This is a genomic window from Streptosporangium sp. NPDC000563 (assembly GCF_040299985.1).
Classification (GTDB): Bacteria; Actinomycetota; Actinomycetes; order Streptosporangiales; family Streptosporangiaceae; genus Streptosporangium.
Genome location: NZ_JBEPDA010000046.1, coordinates 1 through 15983, shown reverse-complemented (window position 1 = coordinate 15983; position 15983 = coordinate 1). Strand labels below are relative to the sequence as shown.

Sequence of the window (15983 nt, the reverse complement as noted above, 5' to 3'; positions counted from 1 at the left end):
ATGTATCAGTGAAGGGTACGGCGTGAAGCTACTGCGAGTGGGACCCGTGGGCCAGGAGCGCCCGGCCGTCCTGGACGAGGCCGGTAACCTCCGTGCAATCTCGGAAACCGAGATCGACGGGGCTTTCTTCGCTTCGGGAGGCGTGGCTCGGGTCCGCGAGGCACTGGAGCGGGACGATCTTCCCGTGCTGGACGCCGAAGGACTGCGGATCGGCGCCCCGATCGCGCGGCCCGGGAAGATCGTGTGCATCGGCCTCAACTACATCGACCACGCGACGGAGACGAACGCCGCCACCCCGGCCGAGCCGATCGTCTTCATGAAGGCGCCCAACACGATCGTCGGGCCCGACGACGAGGTGCTCATCCCCAGGGACAGCGTGAAGACCGACTGGGAGGTCGAGCTGGCCGTCGTCATCGGTGAGACGGCCCGCTACGTCGAGACGCACGAGGAGGCGCTGTCCAAGGTCGCGGGCTACGCCATCTCCAACGACGTCTCCGAGCGCGAGTTCCAGCTGGAGCGCGGCGGCCAGTGGGACAAGGGCAAGTCCTGCGAGACCTTCAACCCGCTCGGTCCCTGGCTGGTCACCCCCGACGAGATCCCCGACCCGCAGGCTCTTGGCCTGCGTCTGTGGGTGGACGGGGAGCGGTTCCAGAACGGCGACACCAAGAACATGATCTTCACCGTGGCGGAGGTGATCCGCTACCTCAGCCGGTTCATGGTCCTCGAACCCGGTGACCTGATCAACACCGGCACCCCGGCGGGCGTCGCGCTCGGCCTGCCCGGCACGCCGTACCTGCGCGCGGGGCAGGTCGTGGAGCTGGAGATCGACGGACTCGGGCGCCAGCGGCAGACCATGGGACAGGCGTGAGCGACGAAACGGTACGGAGGTCTCTCAATGGGTGAGTTCGACGGCATGCGCGCCCTGGTCACCGGCGGCGGATCCGGCATCGGGCTGGCCACCGCCACCCTGCTGGCCGAACGCGGGGCGAGGGTGGCCTCCCTCGACATCAACGCCTCCGATGGCCCGTTCGTCGAGGTGAGGGCCGACGTCACCGACGAGGAGGCGGTCCGTGCGGCCGTCGCCGAGGCCGTCGAGCGGCTCGGTGGCCTGGACATCCTGGTGAACAACGCCGGGATCGGCGCCGCAGGGACGATCGAGGACAACCCCTACGAGGAGTGGGCCAGGGTGATGGACGTCAACGTCCTGGGCATCGTCCGGGTCACCCGGGCGAGCCTGCCGCACCTGCGCCGCTCGGAGCACGCCGTGATCGTCAACACCTGCTCGATCGCGGCGACGGCGGGACTGCCCCAGCGGGCGCTCTACAGCGCGTCCAAGGGGGCGATCCAGTCGTTGACGCTGGCGATGGCGGCCGACCACGTGCGTGAGGGCATCCGGGTCAACTGCGTCAACCCGGGCACCGCCGACACCCCCTGGGTGCAGCGCCTGCTGGACGCGGCGCAGGACCCGGAGGCCGAGCGGGCGGCGCTGGAGGCCCGCCAGCCGATGGGCCGCCTGGTGAGCGCCCCGGAGGTCGCCGCCGCGATCGCCTACCTCGCGAGCCCGCTCGCCTCGGCCACCACCGGCACGATCCTGGCCGTGGACGGCGGGATGCAGGGGCTCAGGCTCCGGCCGAAGTCGTGACAGGGATTCCGGCGGGATCGCAGAAACGGAACGGAGCAGGCGGTGCGGGTTAGCAGGTACGGCTTCGGCGCGGCGCCGATCGGGAACCTGTTCTCGGCGGTCGGTGAGGACGTGGCGCGCGCGGCGGTGGACGCGGCCTACGAGGCGGGGGTCCGCCTGTTCGACACCGCGCCCCACTACGGGCTCGGCCTGTCGGAACGACGACTCGGCGCCGCCCTGGCGGAAAGGCCCCGCGACTCCTACACCCTGTCCACCAAGGTCGGACGTCTGCTCGTGCCCGCCGCCGGCGAAGGCCCCTTCGGCCGGGACGACCAGGGCTTCGACGTCCCCGCGGACATGCGCCGGGTGTGGGACTTCTCCCGCGACGGGATCCTGCGGTCGCTGGAGGAGAGCCTGGAGCGGCTCGGCCTCGACGCGGTCGACATCGCCCTGATCCACGACCCGGACGACCACTGGGAGCAGGCCGTCTCCGAGGCGTACCCGGCCCTCGCCGAACTGCGTGACCAGGGCGTCGTGAAGTCCGTCGGGGTCGGCATGAACCAGACGGGGATGCTCGCCGCGTTCGTCCGCGAGACCGGCGTCGACACGGTCATGCTCGCCGGGCGCTACACCCTCCTCGACCGGTCGGGGGAGGAGGAGTTGCTGCCCCTGTGCGCCGAGCGCGGCGTCTCGGTGCTCGCCGCGGGGGTCTTCAACAGCGGACTGCTCGCCACCCACGACCCGTCGGGCACCTACGACTACGCCCCCGCCCCCGGACCGCTCCTGGAGCGCGCCCGCCGCATCGCCGCCGTCTGCGAACGCCACGACGTCACCCTCCCCCAGGCGGCCCTCGCCTTCCCCCTGCGCCACCCGGCCGTCGCGAGCGTCGTGATCGGCGCCCGCTCCGCCGCCGAGGTCGTCCGCAACGCGGAACTGGCCGCCAGACCCGTCCCGGAAGCCCTCTGGACCGACCTCACCGCCGAGGGCCTCATCTCCTGAGCCGCCCGGTCTCCGTTGAATTTCGCGGGACCGTCGCGCCCGGTGTCGATTTCGTCGGACGCCGTTCGTGTGAAGGGTAGGAAGGCGGCGATGGTGCCGCACCGGCCCAGGAGGCGCGATGAAACAGTATCTGCTCAGCATCTATCAGCCCGACGGAGGCGTTCCGGCGCCCGAGGTGCTGGAACCGATCGTCAGGAACCTGGGCGCACTGGAAGAGGAGATGCGGGCCGCCGGCGTGTGGGTCTTCTCCGGTGGACTGCACCCCCCGGACACGGCGACCGTGATCCGCGTCAAGGACGGTGACACGCTCATGACCGACGGCCCGTACACCGAGGGCAAGGAACACCTCGGCGGGTTCACCGTCATCAGGGCGCCGGACCTCGACGAGGCGCTCGAATGGGGACGCAGGCTCGCCCTGGCGATCGGCCTTCTCCCCGTCGAGGTGCGGCCGTTCCAGGGTGAGGCGGGCTGACGTCCAGGATGGAGGGCGTTCCCGCCTCGGAGATCGACCGGGTGTTCCGCGCGGAGTACGGGCGCGCGGTCGCGGTCCTGGTCCGCCTCCTCGGTGACATCGACCTCGCCGAGGAGGCGGTCCAGGACGCCTTCACCGTGGCGGTACGGCTGTGGCCCTCCACCGGCCTGCCGCCGAACCCGGCGGGGTGGATCATCACGACCGCCCGCAACAGGGCGATCGACCGGTTCCGGCGGGAGGCGACCCGCCAGGACCGCCATGCCCAGGCGGCCCTGCTGTACGCCGGTGACGAGCCATGGGAGGAGGGCGCGGTGCGCGACGACCGGCTCCGCCTGATCTTCACCTGCTGTCATCCCGCGCTCTCGGCCAACGCCAGGGTCGCGCTGACGCTGAGGCTGCTGGGCGGGCTCACCACCGCCGAGATCGCCCGGTCCTTCCTGGTCCCCGAGGCGACCATGGCCCAGCGGATCGTCCGGGCGAAGAACAAGATCCGCGCCGCGGGGATCCCGTACCGGGTCCCGGCCGAGGCCGACCTCCCGGACCGGCTCAGGTCCGTCCTGGCCGTGATCTACCTCATCTTCAACGAGGGGCACACGGCGAGCTCGGGCGAGCGGCTGGTCCGCGACGAGCTCTGCGCGGAGGCCGTCCGGCTGGGAAGGCTCCTGGCCGAGCTCATGCCCGACGAACCCGAGGTCATGGGGCTGCTCGGGCTCATGCTGCTCGTCGAGTCCCGCCGGGCCGCCCGCACCACGCCGGACGGCGACCTGGTGCTGCTGGCGGACCAGGACCGGAGCCGATGGGATCGCGACCTGATCACCGAGGGCCAGGCCATCGTGCGCCGCTGCCTGCGGCGCGACCGGCCGGGCCCCTACCAGATCCAGGCCGCGATCAACGCCGTGCACAGCGACGCGCCGACCGCGGCCCTCACCGACTGGTGGCAGATCCTGGCGCTGTACGACCGGCTCCTGGCCCTCGTCCCCAACCCGGTCGTGGCACTCAACCGCGCCGTCGCGGTGGCCGAGGTCGACGGGCCGCAGGCGGCGCTCACCCTGGTCGATGGCCTCGACCTCGATGACTACCACCTGTTCCACGCCGTCCGCGCCGACCTGCTCAGGCGTCTGGGCCGTACCACCGAGGCGGCGCGGGCCTACGAGGCGGCGACTGCCCTCACCCACAACGAGGCCGAGCGTGATTTCCTGCGGCGCAACCGCGAGGCACTCGCCTGAGTCCGGTGCCTGTTCGTTCCCGTTCGTGCCTGTGTGGGCTCGTGTCTGCGCAGGCTCGCGCTTTGTCCAGGGCGGGCGTTTGTCGTGCTTCGCCTGCTCTGCCGGTCCCGGTCGACCTGTACCGGTGCGGACGGGGACCGCCGAAGCGCGCGAGACGGCCGCGGGGATCGTCAGGTGAGGGTCTTGCGGAGCCACTCCTCGACCCCGGCGATGTGGACCGTGGCCCAGGCCCGCGCCACCTCGGGCTGGCGGGCGGCGATGGCGTCGCAGATCGCGGCGTGCTGCTCCAGGGTCTTCTCCTGGGCGTTCTCCTGGGTGAGGCCCCGCCAGATCCTGGCCTTGGTGGTGGGGCCGGAGAGACTCTCGATGAGGGAGCACAGCACCGTGTTGCCGGAGCCCGCCGCGATGCGCTGGTGGAACTCCAGGTCGTTGGACACCATCTGCTCGACGCTCGGATTGGGAGGCAGTCCGTCGAGGATCTTGCGCAGCTCGGTGACGTCGGACTCGGACATGTGCTCCGCCGCCATCGCGGTCGCCGCGGGCTCCAGGATCCGCCGCACCTGGAAGAACTGCAGCACGGTGTCGTCCTGGTGGAAGTCGACCACGAACGACATCGCGTCGAGCAGGAGCCTGGGCTCCAGGCTGGTCACGTACGTGCCGTCGCCCTGGCGCACGTCCAGCACCTTGATCAGGGCCAGGGCCCTGACGGCCTCGCGCAGGGAGTTGCGTGACAGGCCGAGCCGATCGGCGAGGTCGGACTCCTTGGGCAGTTTGCTGCCCGGGGCGAGATCGCCAGACAGGATCATTTCTTTGATCTTGTCGATAGCGGCGTCGGTGACCGCCACTCCGCACCGTCCTCAGGTCGCGCCAGACATCCGATGTCTATGAGTGTATGGCGAACCGCACCGGATCCACCCCCGTCACGCGGCGGACGACTCCGCGTACCTCCAGCGTGCGCAGGTGGGCCGCGGCCTCCCCGGCGGCCATCCCGCGCAGTATGGCGGGGAAGTCCTTCCATGGGCGGTTCCAGGTCATGCGTTCGGCGATCTCCCAGATGGTCAGGGGCTCCTTCTCCTCACCGAGCAGGGCGGCGAGCCGTCGGAGTTTCTCCTCGTGGTGGATGTGGATCTCCGTCGCCCGAGCCGCCGTGTCTTGAAATATCCATTCATGGGCGGGCAGGGCCTCGAGCTGTCCCATCCCCTTCACCTTCTCCAGCGACTCCAGGAAGTCGCTGAGCGGATCCACGTCCGCACGGTCGTACGGGTAGATCCCGATGTGCGGCGTGATCGCCGGCAGCACGTGGTCCCCGGTGAAGATCCGGTCGGCGTCCTCCAGGTGCAGGCAGATGTGGCCGGGAGTGTGACCGGGCGTCCAGATCGTCCGGAGCCTGCGCCCCGGCAGGTCGATCAGGTCGCCGTCGGTGAGAACGCGGTCGGGGAGCGCGGGCGGCCGCGGCCGGTTCCCCCTCACCTCCTCCACCTCGACGGCTCCCGCTCCCGCCCGGCGCAGCATGTCGGCCTGGAAGTCGCGCTGCGCGTCGCCCTCGAACCGCCGCATGAAGTCGATCAACGCGGCGTCGGCCTCGTGCATCGCGATCCACGCACCGGACTCCTCCCTCACCTGGCCGGCCAGCCCGGCGTGGTCGGGGTGGAAATGGGTCACGACCACGCCGCGCACGTCGCGGACGTCGATGCCGACCGCCCCCAGCCCGTCGCGCAGCGCCAGCCACGCCTCGGGGGCGTTCCAGCCCGCGTCGACCAGGACGGGACCCGCCGGGGACTCGATCGCGTAGACCAGCGTGTAGCCGAGCGGGTTGCCGGGGATCGGGACGGGCACGCTCCACACCCCGCCCCCGGTGTCGAACGGACGCTGTTCGCTGTACGGCCTGCGGCGGGATTTCAACGCTGGTGCTCCTTGTACGACCTGCGGGGGGTCAACGGTGGTGCTCCTCACCGGCGCCACGCGGGGCGCCTCGGGTCGGCGGCGCCTCAGGTGCGCCTCGGGTGGCCGGCGGCGCGCGGAGACGCCTCAGGGTATCGGCGCCGCTCAGAGGCGCTCCAGGATGGTCGCGGTCGCGAGCGCCCCGCCCGCGCACATCGCCACCAGCGCGGTCGAGGAGTCGGACCGCTCAAGCTCGTGCAGGGCGGTGGTGATCAGTCGGGAACCGGTCGCTCCGACCGGATGGCCGAGCGCGATGGCGCCGCCGTTGACATTGACCCGTTCCATGTCTGGCTTGTGCACCGACGACCAGGATAAGACCACCGAGGCGAAAGCCTCGTTCACCTCGAACCTGTCGATGTCGGCCGTGCTCATCCCGGTCGAGGACAGGACCTTGGCGGTCGCGTCCACCGGTCCGTCCAGGTGGTAGTACGGCTCGGAGCCGACGAGCGCCTGGGCGAGGACGCGGGCCCGGGGCCGCAGGCCGTGCCGGGCGGCGGCCTCCTCGCTCATCAGCAGCACCGCCGCCGCGCCGTCGGAGATCTGCGAGGAGGTGCCCGCCGTGTGCAGGCCGCCCTCGCCCATGACGGGCCTGAGCCCGGCGAGCCCTTCGACGGTGGTCTCGCGCAACCCCTGGTCCCTGTCGACGACACGGGTCTCGCCGGTGGGCGCACCTTCACGGTCGAGGACCGGCGCGGTCACCGCGACGACCTCCCGGTCGAAGCGGCCCTGGGCCCACGCCTCCGCGGCGAGGCGCTGGGACCTGGCGCCGAACCGGTCGATGTGCTCGCGGGTGAGGCCGCGCCGCCGCGCGATCCGTTCCGCGGCGGTGAACTGGTCGGGCAGGTCGAGGTCCCAGTCGTCGGGCCGGGGGTCGGCGGGCAGCACGTTGGAACCGAGCGGAGCCCGGCTCATCACCTCGACGCCGCAGGCCACGCCGACGTCGATCACCCCGGCCTGGATGAGCGCCGCGACCAGGTGCACCGCCTGCTGTGAGGAGCCGCACTGCGCGTCGATCGTGGTCACCCCCGTCTGGTAGGGCAGCCCGGCGTAGAGCCAGGCGTGCCGTCCGACGTGGCCGCCCTGCTCGCCCGCCTGCGTGACGCACCCGGCGAAAACCTGTTCCACGGCGGCGGGGTCGATGCCCGACCTGCCGATCAGACCGGTGAGCGCGGCGGCGAGGACCGCCTGCGGCTTCAGCCCGGCGAGCCATCCGTTGCGCCTGCCGATCGGGGTTCTCACTGCCTCGACGATCACCGCACCCATAACGATCTCCTCGCCATCCGGCCGGGAGCTCGCGCGCACCGGACGGCCGTCCTCGCCGATCCGCCCGCCCGCGCGTCACTCCAGAACGTCGCTCTAGTCGCCTTCGGTAGCGACTGTAACGGGTTCTAATTTCAGGTGGAAGGCAGGGTGGGGTTTCTCGCGGAACGCCTCTCAGCCGGAGGCGGAGGGCTGGAAGTCGGCGAACAGGCGTCCGGCGGCGATCTCGATGCGGCGCTGGATCTGCTCGTACGTGCGCCGGCCCCTGAGCATCTCCATGAGTTCGTGCACCCAGACGCTGGACAGCGAGCCCGCGAGGGCGAACTGCTCCTCGGTGGCGGTCTCGGCGGTGAGGTCGGCTCCGGCGACGCGGAGCAGCAACCCCGCCATACGGTCGCCGAACGGTATGTCGACATCGGCCATGATCAGCGAGCGGATGAGCGCGTCGGCGAGCTCCGGCTCGCGCATCAGGCCCCGGGTGGCGCGCATCAGCACGTCGACGGCCCGCCCCGAAGCCGTCGTGGCGCTGGGCGGGCGACGCTCGATGCTGGTCTCCAGCAGATCGATCTCCTCGCCGACGACGGCGACGACGAGATCCATCTTGGAGGGGAAGTATCGGTAGAGCGTTCCGAGCGCGACCCCGGCGCGCTCGGCGACGGTCCGCATCTGCATCGCCTCGACGCCACCTCGTGAGGCGAGGGCGGCGGCCGCCTGGACGATGCGCTTGCGCCGCTGGTGCTGGCTCCTGGTGCGGACGCTCGTGGGTGCCGACTCACTCCGCATGCCGGGTGCCCCCTCGGTGATGGCCGGATCGGCGCCGCTCTGGGCGTGCCTGCCGGTCCGGCGCGGGGTGACCGGCGTGTCGGTCGTCACGTGCGGAGTGGGCATGAGAACACGTTATCTGATTTAGGGATACTCCGATGGGTTACTCGCCGGTCACAAAGACGGCCCGCGCTTACATGGCATATGCGGTGCGGAGGTTATGCGGTGACTTATTGCCATAGGCCGACTCTGGACACAGAATAGAATCTGTTCTACTTTCCGGAAGGGTGACGCGGCCGACAGAAACCCTGGAGCGCCAGTGGACTTCAATCTCGACGAGACACAGACCGACCTGCGCGGACTCGCGGTCGACCTCCTCGGCAGGGAGGTGACCCCGGCCAGGCTCGAAGCCCACGAGAAGGGGGACGCGCCCTACGACGCCGCACTCTGGCGCTCCCTCGCCCAGGCGGGACTGCTCGGCGCCTGCCTGCCGGAGGAGGCCGGAGGCGCGGGGCTCGGGCCGGTGGAGATGGCGGTCGTCCTGCGGGAGATCGGCGCCCACGTGGCCCCGGTCCCCGCCGAGCAGAGCCTCGTCGCGGCGCAGGTGATCACCAGGTACGGCTCCGGGGAGCAGCGCGAGGCACTCGCCCCGCTGGCCGCCGGCGAGATCTCCCTGGCCGTCGCCCCCTCCGAGCCGGGTCGTGCCTTCGGCGACCTCGGTGCCCCGCCGCTCACGACCGCCCGCGAGGACGGCGCCGGATGGGTGCTGGACGGCGCCAAGGGCACGACGCCGTACGCCGCCCAGGCCGCGAGGATCCTCGTCCCCGCCGCCACCGCCACCGGGGTCGGCCTGTTCCTGGTCGACCCCGCCGAGACGGACCTGCGGCCGGTGCCGACCTCCACCGGCGAGCCCGCCGCCACGCTCGTCCTGGAGGGCACCCCCGGTGAGCCCGTCGGGGCGCGGGACGGTGCGGCGGCCGGTGGCCTGCGAAGACTCGCGCTGGCCGGGAACATCGCCGTCACCTCCGGGGTGCTGGCCGGCGCGCTCGCGCTCACCACCGAGTACATCAGGACCCGCAAGCAGTTCGGCCGGGCGCTGGCCGAGTTCCAGGCGGTCACCGTGCAGATCGCCGACGTCTACATCGCGGGGCGGGCGCTGGACGTGGCCGTGTGGTCCGGGGCGTGGCGGCTCGCCGAGGGGGCGGACGAGGAGGCCGAGGCGGACCTGGCCGTCGGCGCCCTCACCGCGACCGACCAGGCGCTGCGGGCGCTCTACACCTGCCAGCACCTGCACGGCGGTATCGGGGTGGACGTGACCTATCCGCTGCACCGCTACTTCGCCTGGGGCAAGCACCACGCCCACCTGCTGGGCGGGGTGGAGGCCCGGCTCGACACGATCGGAGCGCTCGTCTGATGCTGATCGACCTCACCCCCGACCAGAAGAGGCTCCGCGACGAACTGCGCGAGTACTTCCGGTCGTGCCTCAGCGCGGAGGAACGGGCGCGGATCTCCGCCGACCCGTTCGGCCACGCCTACATGGAGCACTGCCGCGCCCTCGGCCGCGACGGCAAGCTCGGACTCGGCTGGCCCGAGGAGTACGGCGGCGGCGGATACGGCCCGCTGGAGCAGCAGATCTTCGCGAACGAGATCGCCCGCGCCGAGGTGCCGTACCCGATCATCACCGTGCAGACCGTCGGTCCGACCCTCATGCAGTACGGGACGGCGGCACAGAAGGAGTTCTTCCTGCCGCGCATCCTGGCGGGAGAGTGTCACTTCGCGATCGGCTACAGCGAGCCCGGGGCGGGCACCGACCTCGCCTCGCTGCGCACCGCCGCGGTCCGCGACGGCGACCACTACGTCGTGAACGGGCAGAAGATCTTCACCTCGGGCGGCCACTACTCCCACTACATCTGGCTCGCCGCCCGTACCGACCCGGACGCGAAGAAGCACCGCGGGATCACGATGATGATCGTCGACTGCTCCGATCCCGGCTACTCGTGGACCCCGATCGTCACGATGGACGGGAACCACCACACCAACTCCACCTACTACTCCGACGTGCGGGTGCCGGTGGACATGGTCGTGGGGGAGGAGAACAAGGGCTGGGACCTGATCGTCAACCAGCTCAACCACGAGCGGGTCACGCTCGGCCCCGCGGGCAACATCGCCCACACCTACGACCGGTTCCTCGCCTGGGCCCGCCGTACCGGCACGATCGAGGAGCCCGCGGTACGCAGGGCGCTCGGCCAGGTGTACGCCTACTTCAGGACCAACGAGCTGCTGAACTGGCAGGTCGCGGCCAACATGGACCTCGGCTGGCTGGGCGCCCCCGACGCCTCGGCCACCAAGGTGTACGGCTCGGAGCGGCTGCAGGACGTCGGCAGGATCGTCGGCGAGGTCCTGGCGCGCTTCGGCGACCCGTCCGACCCGGAGACGGCGGACCTGATGAGACGCGTGGACCGCGGCGCGAAGGGCGCGCTCGTGCTCACCTTCGGCGGCGGCGTCAACGAGGTCCAGCGCGAGCTCATCGCGATGCTCGGCCTGAGCCTGCCGAGGCCGCCCCGATGACCGGGACACCGCCGGGGTCCCCGGCACCCGAGCCCGCCCCGACGCCCCAGCCCGTCCCGACGGCCGCGACGGCTCCGGCACTCCCGGCGCCCGAGCCTGCCCCAACAGGACCGGTGTCCGCGACAAGTTCGGTGTCCGCGACGGGTCCGGAGACCGGGGGGGAGTCCGCCACCCTGCACGAACGGCTCATCGCTCTGGCGGAGCGGCAGATAGCCGAGGGGGAGGTGCTCGGTGTCGCGGAGGCGGACCCGGTGAACCTCCCGATGATCCGGCACTGGACCGACGCCATCGGCGACACCAATCCGCTCTACACCGACCCCGAGGTCGCCGCGGCGGGAGTGCACGGGGGGATCGTGGCCCCACCGGCGATGATCCAGGTCTGGACGATGCCCGGTGTGGCCGGGAACAGGAGGAAGCGGGCGGGTACCCCGATCGACGCGGTTCTCGCGATGCTGGACGAGAACGGCTACACCGGGGTGGTCGCCACCAACTGCGAGCAGACCTACCACCGCTACGTGCGGCTCGGCGAGTTTCCGGTCCCGGCCACCCGGCTGACCGGCATCACCGGCCCGAAGCGGACGGCGCTCGGCAAGGGCTACTTCGTCACCTGGAACATCACCTGGTACGCCGACGGCGAGGCCGTGGCCGACATGCTGTTCCGCGTGCTGAAGTTCCGGCCCTGGCAACGTGCCGAAGGGCCGGACGAGAACACGCACACCACCGGCGAGAACGAAGCCGCACCGAGCGGGAACGGATCCGCGCCCACGGAGAACGGCACCTCCGAGGCCCCGCCCGCTCGGATCCGACCCGCGAAGGACATGCCCGCGAACATGTCCGCCGAGGAGGCGCTCGCGAGGGACGTGCTCACGAAGGACATGCCCGCGAACATGTCCGCCGAGGAGGCGCTCGCGAGGGACGTGCTCACGAAGGACATGCCGGAGACACGGGAGGATGTGTCCCCCCGGCCGCCGTATCCGCTGAGACCCGCGGTCAACGCCGACACCGCCTTCTTCTGGGAGGGTGTCGCCGCCGGCGAGCTGCGGATCCAGAAGTGCGCCGACTGCGGCGAGCTCCGCCACCCGCCGGGGCCGGTCTGCCCCTCGTGCCGTTCGACCACCCGCACGTTCGTGACGGCGAGCGGCGAGGGGGAGGTCTACAGCTACGTCGTCCACCACAACCCGCAGGTCCCGGGGCTTCGTACGCCTTTCGTGGTCGCCGTGGTGGAACTACCGGAAGGCGTGCGGATCGTGGGCAACGTGGTGGACTGCGCCGCTTCGCGGGTGGGTATCGGTATGCCGGTGCGCCTGACGTACCGCCGGATGGACGACGAGCTGATCCTGCCCATGTGGGTCCCCCAGGAGGCGTGATGCGGACACTTACCGACGACGAGGTGCGGGTCGGAGCTCCGCTTCCCGAGCTCGCGATCGACCTGAGCCCCACCGTGGTCGTGTCGACCGCACTCGCGACCATGGACTTCACCCCCGTTCACCACGACGTCGAGGTCGCGCGGGCGCAGGGGTCGAAGGACATCTTCCTCAACATCCTGACCACGATGGGTCTCGTCGAGCGCTACGTCACCGACTGGGCGGGACCCGAGGCCATCATCCGCGGCATCAACGTCAAGCTCGGCGTCCCCGCGTACGCGGGCGACCGGTTGTCCTTCACCGGCAGCGTGGTCGCCTGCGAGGACGGCGAGTTCACCGTCGAGGTCCGGGGCGGGGTCAGCCTCGGCGCCCACGTCTCGGGCACCGTCAGGCTCGTCCTCCCCGCCCGCTGACCGCGCCCCGGCGGCTGCCGAGGACGGAGACCGGGAGGCGAGAGCAACCGAAACGATGGAAACGGCCGGGAGCGGCGTAAGCGGTCGGAACGGCGGAAAACGGCGAGAACGGCAGGGAACGGCGAAAACACAGAAAGGCCCTCACCACCGTGGTCTCCTTCTCAGGGAGTACGGCCGTCGCCGGGATCGGCGCGACCGAGTTCTCCAAGCGGTCAGGCAGGTCCGAGCTCCAGCTCGCCGCCGAGGCGGTGTTCGCGGCGCTCGACGACGCGGGCCTCGCGCCCTCGGACGTGGACGGCCTCGTCACCTACACCCAGGACGCCAACCAGGAGATCGCCGTGGCCCGCGAGGTGGGCATCGGCGACCTGTCGTTCTTCTCCCGCGTCCACTACGGCGGCGGTGCGGCGTGCGGGACCGTGCTGCACGCGGCGATGGCCGTCGCCACCGGGGTCGCCGAGACCGTGGTCTGCTACCGGGCGTTCAACGAGCGCTCGGGGAACAGGTACGGCCAGCCCGACGCCCGCGTCGCCGGCGAGCCTTCGTCGCAGGGCCTGGAGATGAGCTGGCACGTGCCGTACGGGCTGATGACCCCCGCGGCCTGGGTGGCGATGTTCGCCCGACGCTACATGCACACCTACGGCGCCACCTCCGAGGACTTCGGCCGGGTGGCGGTCGCGATGCGCAGGCACGCCTCCACCAATCCCGCCGCGTGGTTCCACGGCCGCCCGATCACCCTGGAGGAGCACCAGGCGTCCAAGTGGATCGTGGAGCCGCTGCACCTGCTCGACTGCTGTCAGGAGAGCGACGGCGCGGTGGCGCTGGTGGTCACCTCCGCCGAGCGGGCGAGGGACCTGCGCGAGGCACCCGCCGTGATCACCGCCGCCGCCCAGGGGTCCGGCGCCGACCAGATGATGATGACCAGCTACTACCGCGACGACATGACCGGCCTGCCGGAGATGGGGGTGGTCGGCCGCCAACTCTGGAAGCAGTCGGGGCTCGGGCCCTCGGACGTGCAGACGGCGATCCTGTACGACCACTTCACCCCGTTCGTCCTCACCCAGCTGGAGGAGCTGGGCTTCTGCGGGCGCGGCGAGGCCCGCGACTACGTGGCCGGGGGCGGCATCGAGATCGACGGCCACCTCCCGGTCAACCCACACGGCGGCCAGCTCGGTGAGGCGTACATCCACGGCATGAACGGGATCGCCGAGGCCGTCAGGCAGATCAGGGGCACCTCGGCCAACCAGGTCGCCGGGGTGCGGAACGTGCTGGTCACCGCGGGCACGGGGGTGCCGACGAGCGGGCTCGTCCTGTCGTCGGAGTGACCTGAGGCCCTGTGGAGAAGGCCGAGGCCGGGCGTGGACCGGTGTCGGTCCCGGCCGCCCGGTGTCCCGTGTCCCGTTCCCGCCTCCGGGTTCTCGGTTCTCGGTTTCGGTGAGGCGTCTGGTGCGCCTCGGCGGTGTTCGCCGTTCCATGGAGGTGTCCGTGCGATCCCCTGACCAGGGGGAAGTTAATAATTCTTGACATCATGTCTGCTCTGTTTTACGTTTCATCATGTCTACTTTGTTTTACATGGGGAGCGGGCATGTCAACGGAAGAGAAACGCGTGTGGGTCTACGCCGTGGTCGCGATCGGCGTGCTCGCGGTCTACGCCACGATCATCCTCGGGAGGGTCCGGGAGGTCGGTGTCGCCGAGGTCGACTACGTGTGGCCGATGGTCACGGCCATCGGCGCCGCGATGGTCGCGAACATGGTCGGCAACATGTTCGCCGGGACCGCCCCGCGCGGTGAGGTGGAGAAGGACGAGCGCGACGACGACATCCACCGGCACGGCATGCGGGCCGAGTTCTACGTCCTCGCCATCGGCGTCGTGGGGGCCCTCGGCCTGACGATGGCGGAGTTCGAGCACTTCTGGATCGCCCACGCGCTCTACCTGGCGTTCGTCCTCTCGGCCCTCTCCTCGTCGGTCGTGAAGATCGTCGCGTACCGCCGGGGGTTCTGAGCATGGTCAAGCCCACCAAGATCACCAACGCGATCCGCTCCCTGCGGTTCGCCACCGGGGAGATGACGCAGGCGGAGCTGGCGGAACGCGTCGGCGTGACCCGTCAGACCGTGATCGCCATAGAACAGGGGCGCTACTCGCCCTCGCTGGAGATGGCCTTCAGGATCGCCCGTGTGTTCGGCGTCCCGCTCGACGAGGTCTTCCAGTATCCGGACACCGACTCGCCGAAGGGGACGTAAAACGATGAAGACCATGAAGACGATGAAGGCCATGGCCAGAGACGCCTACTGCTCGACCGACCTGCTGCGACTCGGCGACGTCGACCGGCCGGTCGCGGGGGAGGGCGAGGTGCTCGTACGCGTCCACGCGGCAGGCCTCGACCACGGCGTCTGGCACGTCACGACGGGCCTGCCCTACGTCGTCCGCGCCGCGGGCTTCGGGCTGCTCAAGCCGAAGAACCGCCTTCTCGGCATGGACGTCGCCGGCCGCGTCGAGGCGGTCGGCGAGGGTGTGACCCGGTTCGGGGTCGGTGACGAGGTGTTCGGCACCTGCGAGGGCGCCTTCGCCGAGTACGCGTGCGCCAGGCAGGACAGGCTGGTTCCCAAACCCGCGAACATCACCTTCGAGCAGGCCGCGGCGACCCCCGGCTCCGCCTACACGGCCCTGCAGGGGCTTCGCGCCGGAGGACCGGTGAAGCCGGGGGCGAAGGTGCTGGTCATCGGCGCGGGCGGCGGTGTCGGGACGTTCGCGGTGCAGCTGGCCAAGGCGTTCGGCGCCGAGGTCACCGGGGTGTGCGGCACGGCGAAGACGGACCTGGTCCGGTCGATCGGCGCGGACGAGGTCGTCGACCACACCCGTGAGGACTTCGCGGACGGGAGGCGCCGCTACGACCTCATCCTCGACACGGGGGGCAACCGCTCGCTGTCGCACCTGCGGCGCGCCCTCACCCCTCGGGGAACGCTCGTCATCGTCGGCGGCGAGCGGAAGGGGCGGTGGCTGCAGGGCACCGACCGCCAGCTCCGGGCGATGCTGCTCTCGCCGTTCGTGGGGCAGAAGCTGTGCGCGCTGATGCTGCGGGAGAGCGAGGAGGACCTCCTGTTTCTGGGGAAGGCCGTCGAGGAGGGCGAGGTCACGCCGGTCGTCGACCGGACGTACCCGCTGGGCGAGCTTCCCGAGGCCATCCGGTACCTCCGGGGCGGTCACCCGAAAGGCAAGGTCGTCATCACCGTGTGAGGCGCGGAGTGAGGGCGGGTCGGGGAGAAGGCCGCGATCTTGCCCTCGGCCTCTCCGACGAAGAGGGCGGGATCGTTGCTGTCGGCGAATCCGACCGTGAGGATGCCCGCCTCGCCCGCGGCCCC

The 15983-nt window shown here is 70.9% G+C and carries 18 protein-coding genes; 13 read left to right on the top strand and 5 right to left on the bottom strand.

What is annotated here, in order from left to right:
- The first annotated feature begins 22 nt into the window (after nt 1-22).
- From ABT352_RS39795 to ABT352_RS39775, 5 genes are all read left to right on the top strand, one after another.
- Nucleotides 23-868, top strand: coding sequence for a fumarylacetoacetate hydrolase family protein (locus tag ABT352_RS39795; protein WP_350950244.1), 846 nt, complete (start codon nt 23-25; stop codon nt 866-868).
- 27 nt (nt 869-895) lie between these two features.
- Nucleotides 896-1642 (top strand): SDR family NAD(P)-dependent oxidoreductase, encoded by a 747-nt coding sequence (locus ABT352_RS39790; protein ID WP_350950243.1) that lies wholly within the window; start codon nt 896-898, stop codon nt 1640-1642.
- A 42-nt stretch (nt 1643-1684) separates the two neighbouring features.
- Nucleotides 1685-2620, top strand: a complete 936-nt coding sequence (locus tag ABT352_RS39785; protein WP_350950242.1) for an aldo/keto reductase — start codon at nt 1685-1687, stop codon at nt 2618-2620.
- A gap of 118 nt (nt 2621-2738) precedes the next feature.
- On the top strand, nt 2739-3092 hold the full coding sequence (locus ABT352_RS39780) for a YciI family protein (protein WP_350950241.1): 354 nt from the start codon (nt 2739-2741) through the stop codon (nt 3090-3092).
- An 8-nt stretch (nt 3093-3100) separates the two neighbouring features.
- Nucleotides 3101-4318 (top strand): RNA polymerase sigma factor, encoded by a 1218-nt coding sequence (locus tag ABT352_RS39775; RefSeq protein WP_350950240.1) that lies wholly within the window; start codon nt 3101-3103, stop codon nt 4316-4318.
- A 170-nt stretch (nt 4319-4488) separates the two neighbouring features.
- On the opposite strand, the gene ABT352_RS39770 is transcribed toward ABT352_RS39775, so the two are convergent.
- The 4 genes from ABT352_RS39770 to ABT352_RS39755 all read right to left on the bottom strand — a co-directional run bounded on the left by ABT352_RS39770 (nt 4489) and on the right by ABT352_RS39755 (nt 8302).
- On the bottom strand, nt 4489-5163 hold the full coding sequence (locus tag ABT352_RS39770; RefSeq protein WP_350950239.1) for a FadR/GntR family transcriptional regulator: 675 nt from the start codon (nt 5161-5163) through the stop codon (nt 4489-4491).
- A 37-nt stretch (nt 5164-5200) separates the two neighbouring features.
- Entirely contained in the window at nt 5201-6220 is a 1020-nt protein-coding gene (locus ABT352_RS39765) for an MBL fold metallo-hydrolase (protein ID WP_350950238.1), read from the bottom strand.
- Nucleotides 6221-6364: 144 nt separating this feature from the next.
- A complete protein-coding gene (locus ABT352_RS39760) occupies nt 6365-7522 on the bottom strand; it encodes a steroid 3-ketoacyl-CoA thiolase (protein ID WP_350950237.1) in 1158 nt (385 codons plus the stop codon).
- A gap of 171 nt (nt 7523-7693) precedes the next feature.
- Nucleotides 7694-8302: a TetR family transcriptional regulator gene (locus tag ABT352_RS39755; RefSeq protein ID WP_350950259.1), complete on the bottom strand. Its 609-nt coding sequence runs from the start codon at nt 8300-8302 to the stop codon at nt 7694-7696.
- 298 nt (nt 8303-8600) lie between these two features.
- Here ABT352_RS39755 and ABT352_RS39750 point away from each other — a divergent pair, with 298 nt between their 5' ends.
- The 8 genes from ABT352_RS39750 to ABT352_RS39715 all read left to right on the top strand — a co-directional run bounded on the left by ABT352_RS39750 (nt 8601) and on the right by ABT352_RS39715 (nt 15858).
- Entirely contained in the window at nt 8601-9695 is a 1095-nt protein-coding gene (locus ABT352_RS39750) for an acyl-CoA dehydrogenase family protein (RefSeq protein ID WP_350950236.1), read from the top strand.
- The gene (locus ABT352_RS39745; protein ID WP_350950235.1) at nt 9695-10849 is read left to right on the top strand and encodes an acyl-CoA dehydrogenase family protein; all 1155 of its coding nucleotides are present in this window, start codon (nt 9695-9697) and stop codon (nt 10847-10849) included. Before ABT352_RS39750 ends, ABT352_RS39745 begins: the two co-directional genes overlap by 1 nt.
- Nucleotides 10850-10962: 113 nt before the next feature.
- Entirely contained in the window at nt 10963-12216 is a 1254-nt protein-coding gene (locus tag ABT352_RS39740) for a bifunctional MaoC family dehydratase N-terminal/OB-fold nucleic acid binding domain-containing protein (RefSeq protein ID WP_350950234.1), read from the top strand.
- Nucleotides 12216-12626 (top strand): MaoC/PaaZ C-terminal domain-containing protein, encoded by a 411-nt coding sequence (locus ABT352_RS39735; protein WP_350950233.1) that lies wholly within the window; start codon nt 12216-12218, stop codon nt 12624-12626. The genes ABT352_RS39740 and ABT352_RS39735 overlap by 1 nt, the downstream gene beginning before the upstream one ends.
- A gap of 149 nt (nt 12627-12775) precedes the next feature.
- Nucleotides 12776-13948 (top strand): lipid-transfer protein, encoded by a 1173-nt coding sequence (locus ABT352_RS39730; protein WP_350950232.1) that lies wholly within the window; start codon nt 12776-12778, stop codon nt 13946-13948.
- A 260-nt stretch (nt 13949-14208) separates the two neighbouring features.
- Nucleotides 14209-14625, top strand: coding sequence for a hypothetical protein (locus ABT352_RS39725; RefSeq protein WP_350950231.1), 417 nt, complete (start codon nt 14209-14211; stop codon nt 14623-14625).
- Between the two features lie 2 nt (nt 14626-14627).
- A complete protein-coding gene (locus ABT352_RS39720) occupies nt 14628-14864 on the top strand; it encodes a helix-turn-helix transcriptional regulator (RefSeq protein ID WP_350950230.1) in 237 nt (78 codons plus the stop codon).
- Between the two features lie 13 nt (nt 14865-14877).
- Nucleotides 14878-15858, top strand: coding sequence for an NAD(P)-dependent alcohol dehydrogenase (locus ABT352_RS39715; protein ID WP_350950229.1), 981 nt, complete (start codon nt 14878-14880; stop codon nt 15856-15858).
- Here the strand turns inward: ABT352_RS39715 and ABT352_RS40830 are convergent.
- The coding region (locus tag ABT352_RS40830) for a phosphatase (protein ID WP_502992950.1) at nt 15825-15983 on the bottom strand (159 nt) is incomplete at its 5' end. The two genes, ABT352_RS39715 and ABT352_RS40830, sit on opposite strands and share 34 nt — an antisense overlap.

Excerpts from the sequence above, each read along its gene's own strand:
- ABT352_RS39760 (WP_350950237.1), bottom strand. The coding sequence starts at position 7,522 with ATGGGTGCGGTGATCGTCGAGGCAGTGAGAACCCCGATCGGCAGGCGC.
- ABT352_RS39720 (WP_350950230.1), top strand. The coding sequence starts at position 14,628 with ATGGTCAAGCCCACCAAGATCACCAACGCGATCCGCTCCCTGCGGTTC.
- ABT352_RS39735 (WP_350950233.1), top strand. The coding sequence starts at position 12,216 with ATGCGGACACTTACCGACGACGAGGTGCGGGTCGGAGCTCCGCTTCCC.
- ABT352_RS39790 (WP_350950243.1), top strand. The coding sequence starts at position 896 with ATGGGTGAGTTCGACGGCATGCGCGCCCTGGTCACCGGCGGCGGATCC.
- ABT352_RS39725 (WP_350950231.1), top strand. The coding sequence starts at position 14,209 with ATGTCAACGGAAGAGAAACGCGTGTGGGTCTACGCCGTGGTCGCGATC.
- ABT352_RS39745 (WP_350950235.1), top strand. The coding sequence starts at position 9,695 with ATGCTGATCGACCTCACCCCCGACCAGAAGAGGCTCCGCGACGAACTG.
- ABT352_RS39715 (WP_350950229.1), top strand. The coding sequence starts at position 14,878 with ATGAAGACGATGAAGGCCATGGCCAGAGACGCCTACTGCTCGACCGAC.
- ABT352_RS39775 (WP_350950240.1), top strand. The coding sequence starts at position 3,101 with ATGGAGGGCGTTCCCGCCTCGGAGATCGACCGGGTGTTCCGCGCGGAG.
- ABT352_RS39755 (WP_350950259.1), bottom strand. The coding sequence starts at position 8,302 with ATGCGGAGTGAGTCGGCACCCACGAGCGTCCGCACCAGGAGCCAGCAC.
- ABT352_RS39780 (WP_350950241.1), top strand. The coding sequence starts at position 2,739 with ATGAAACAGTATCTGCTCAGCATCTATCAGCCCGACGGAGGCGTTCCG.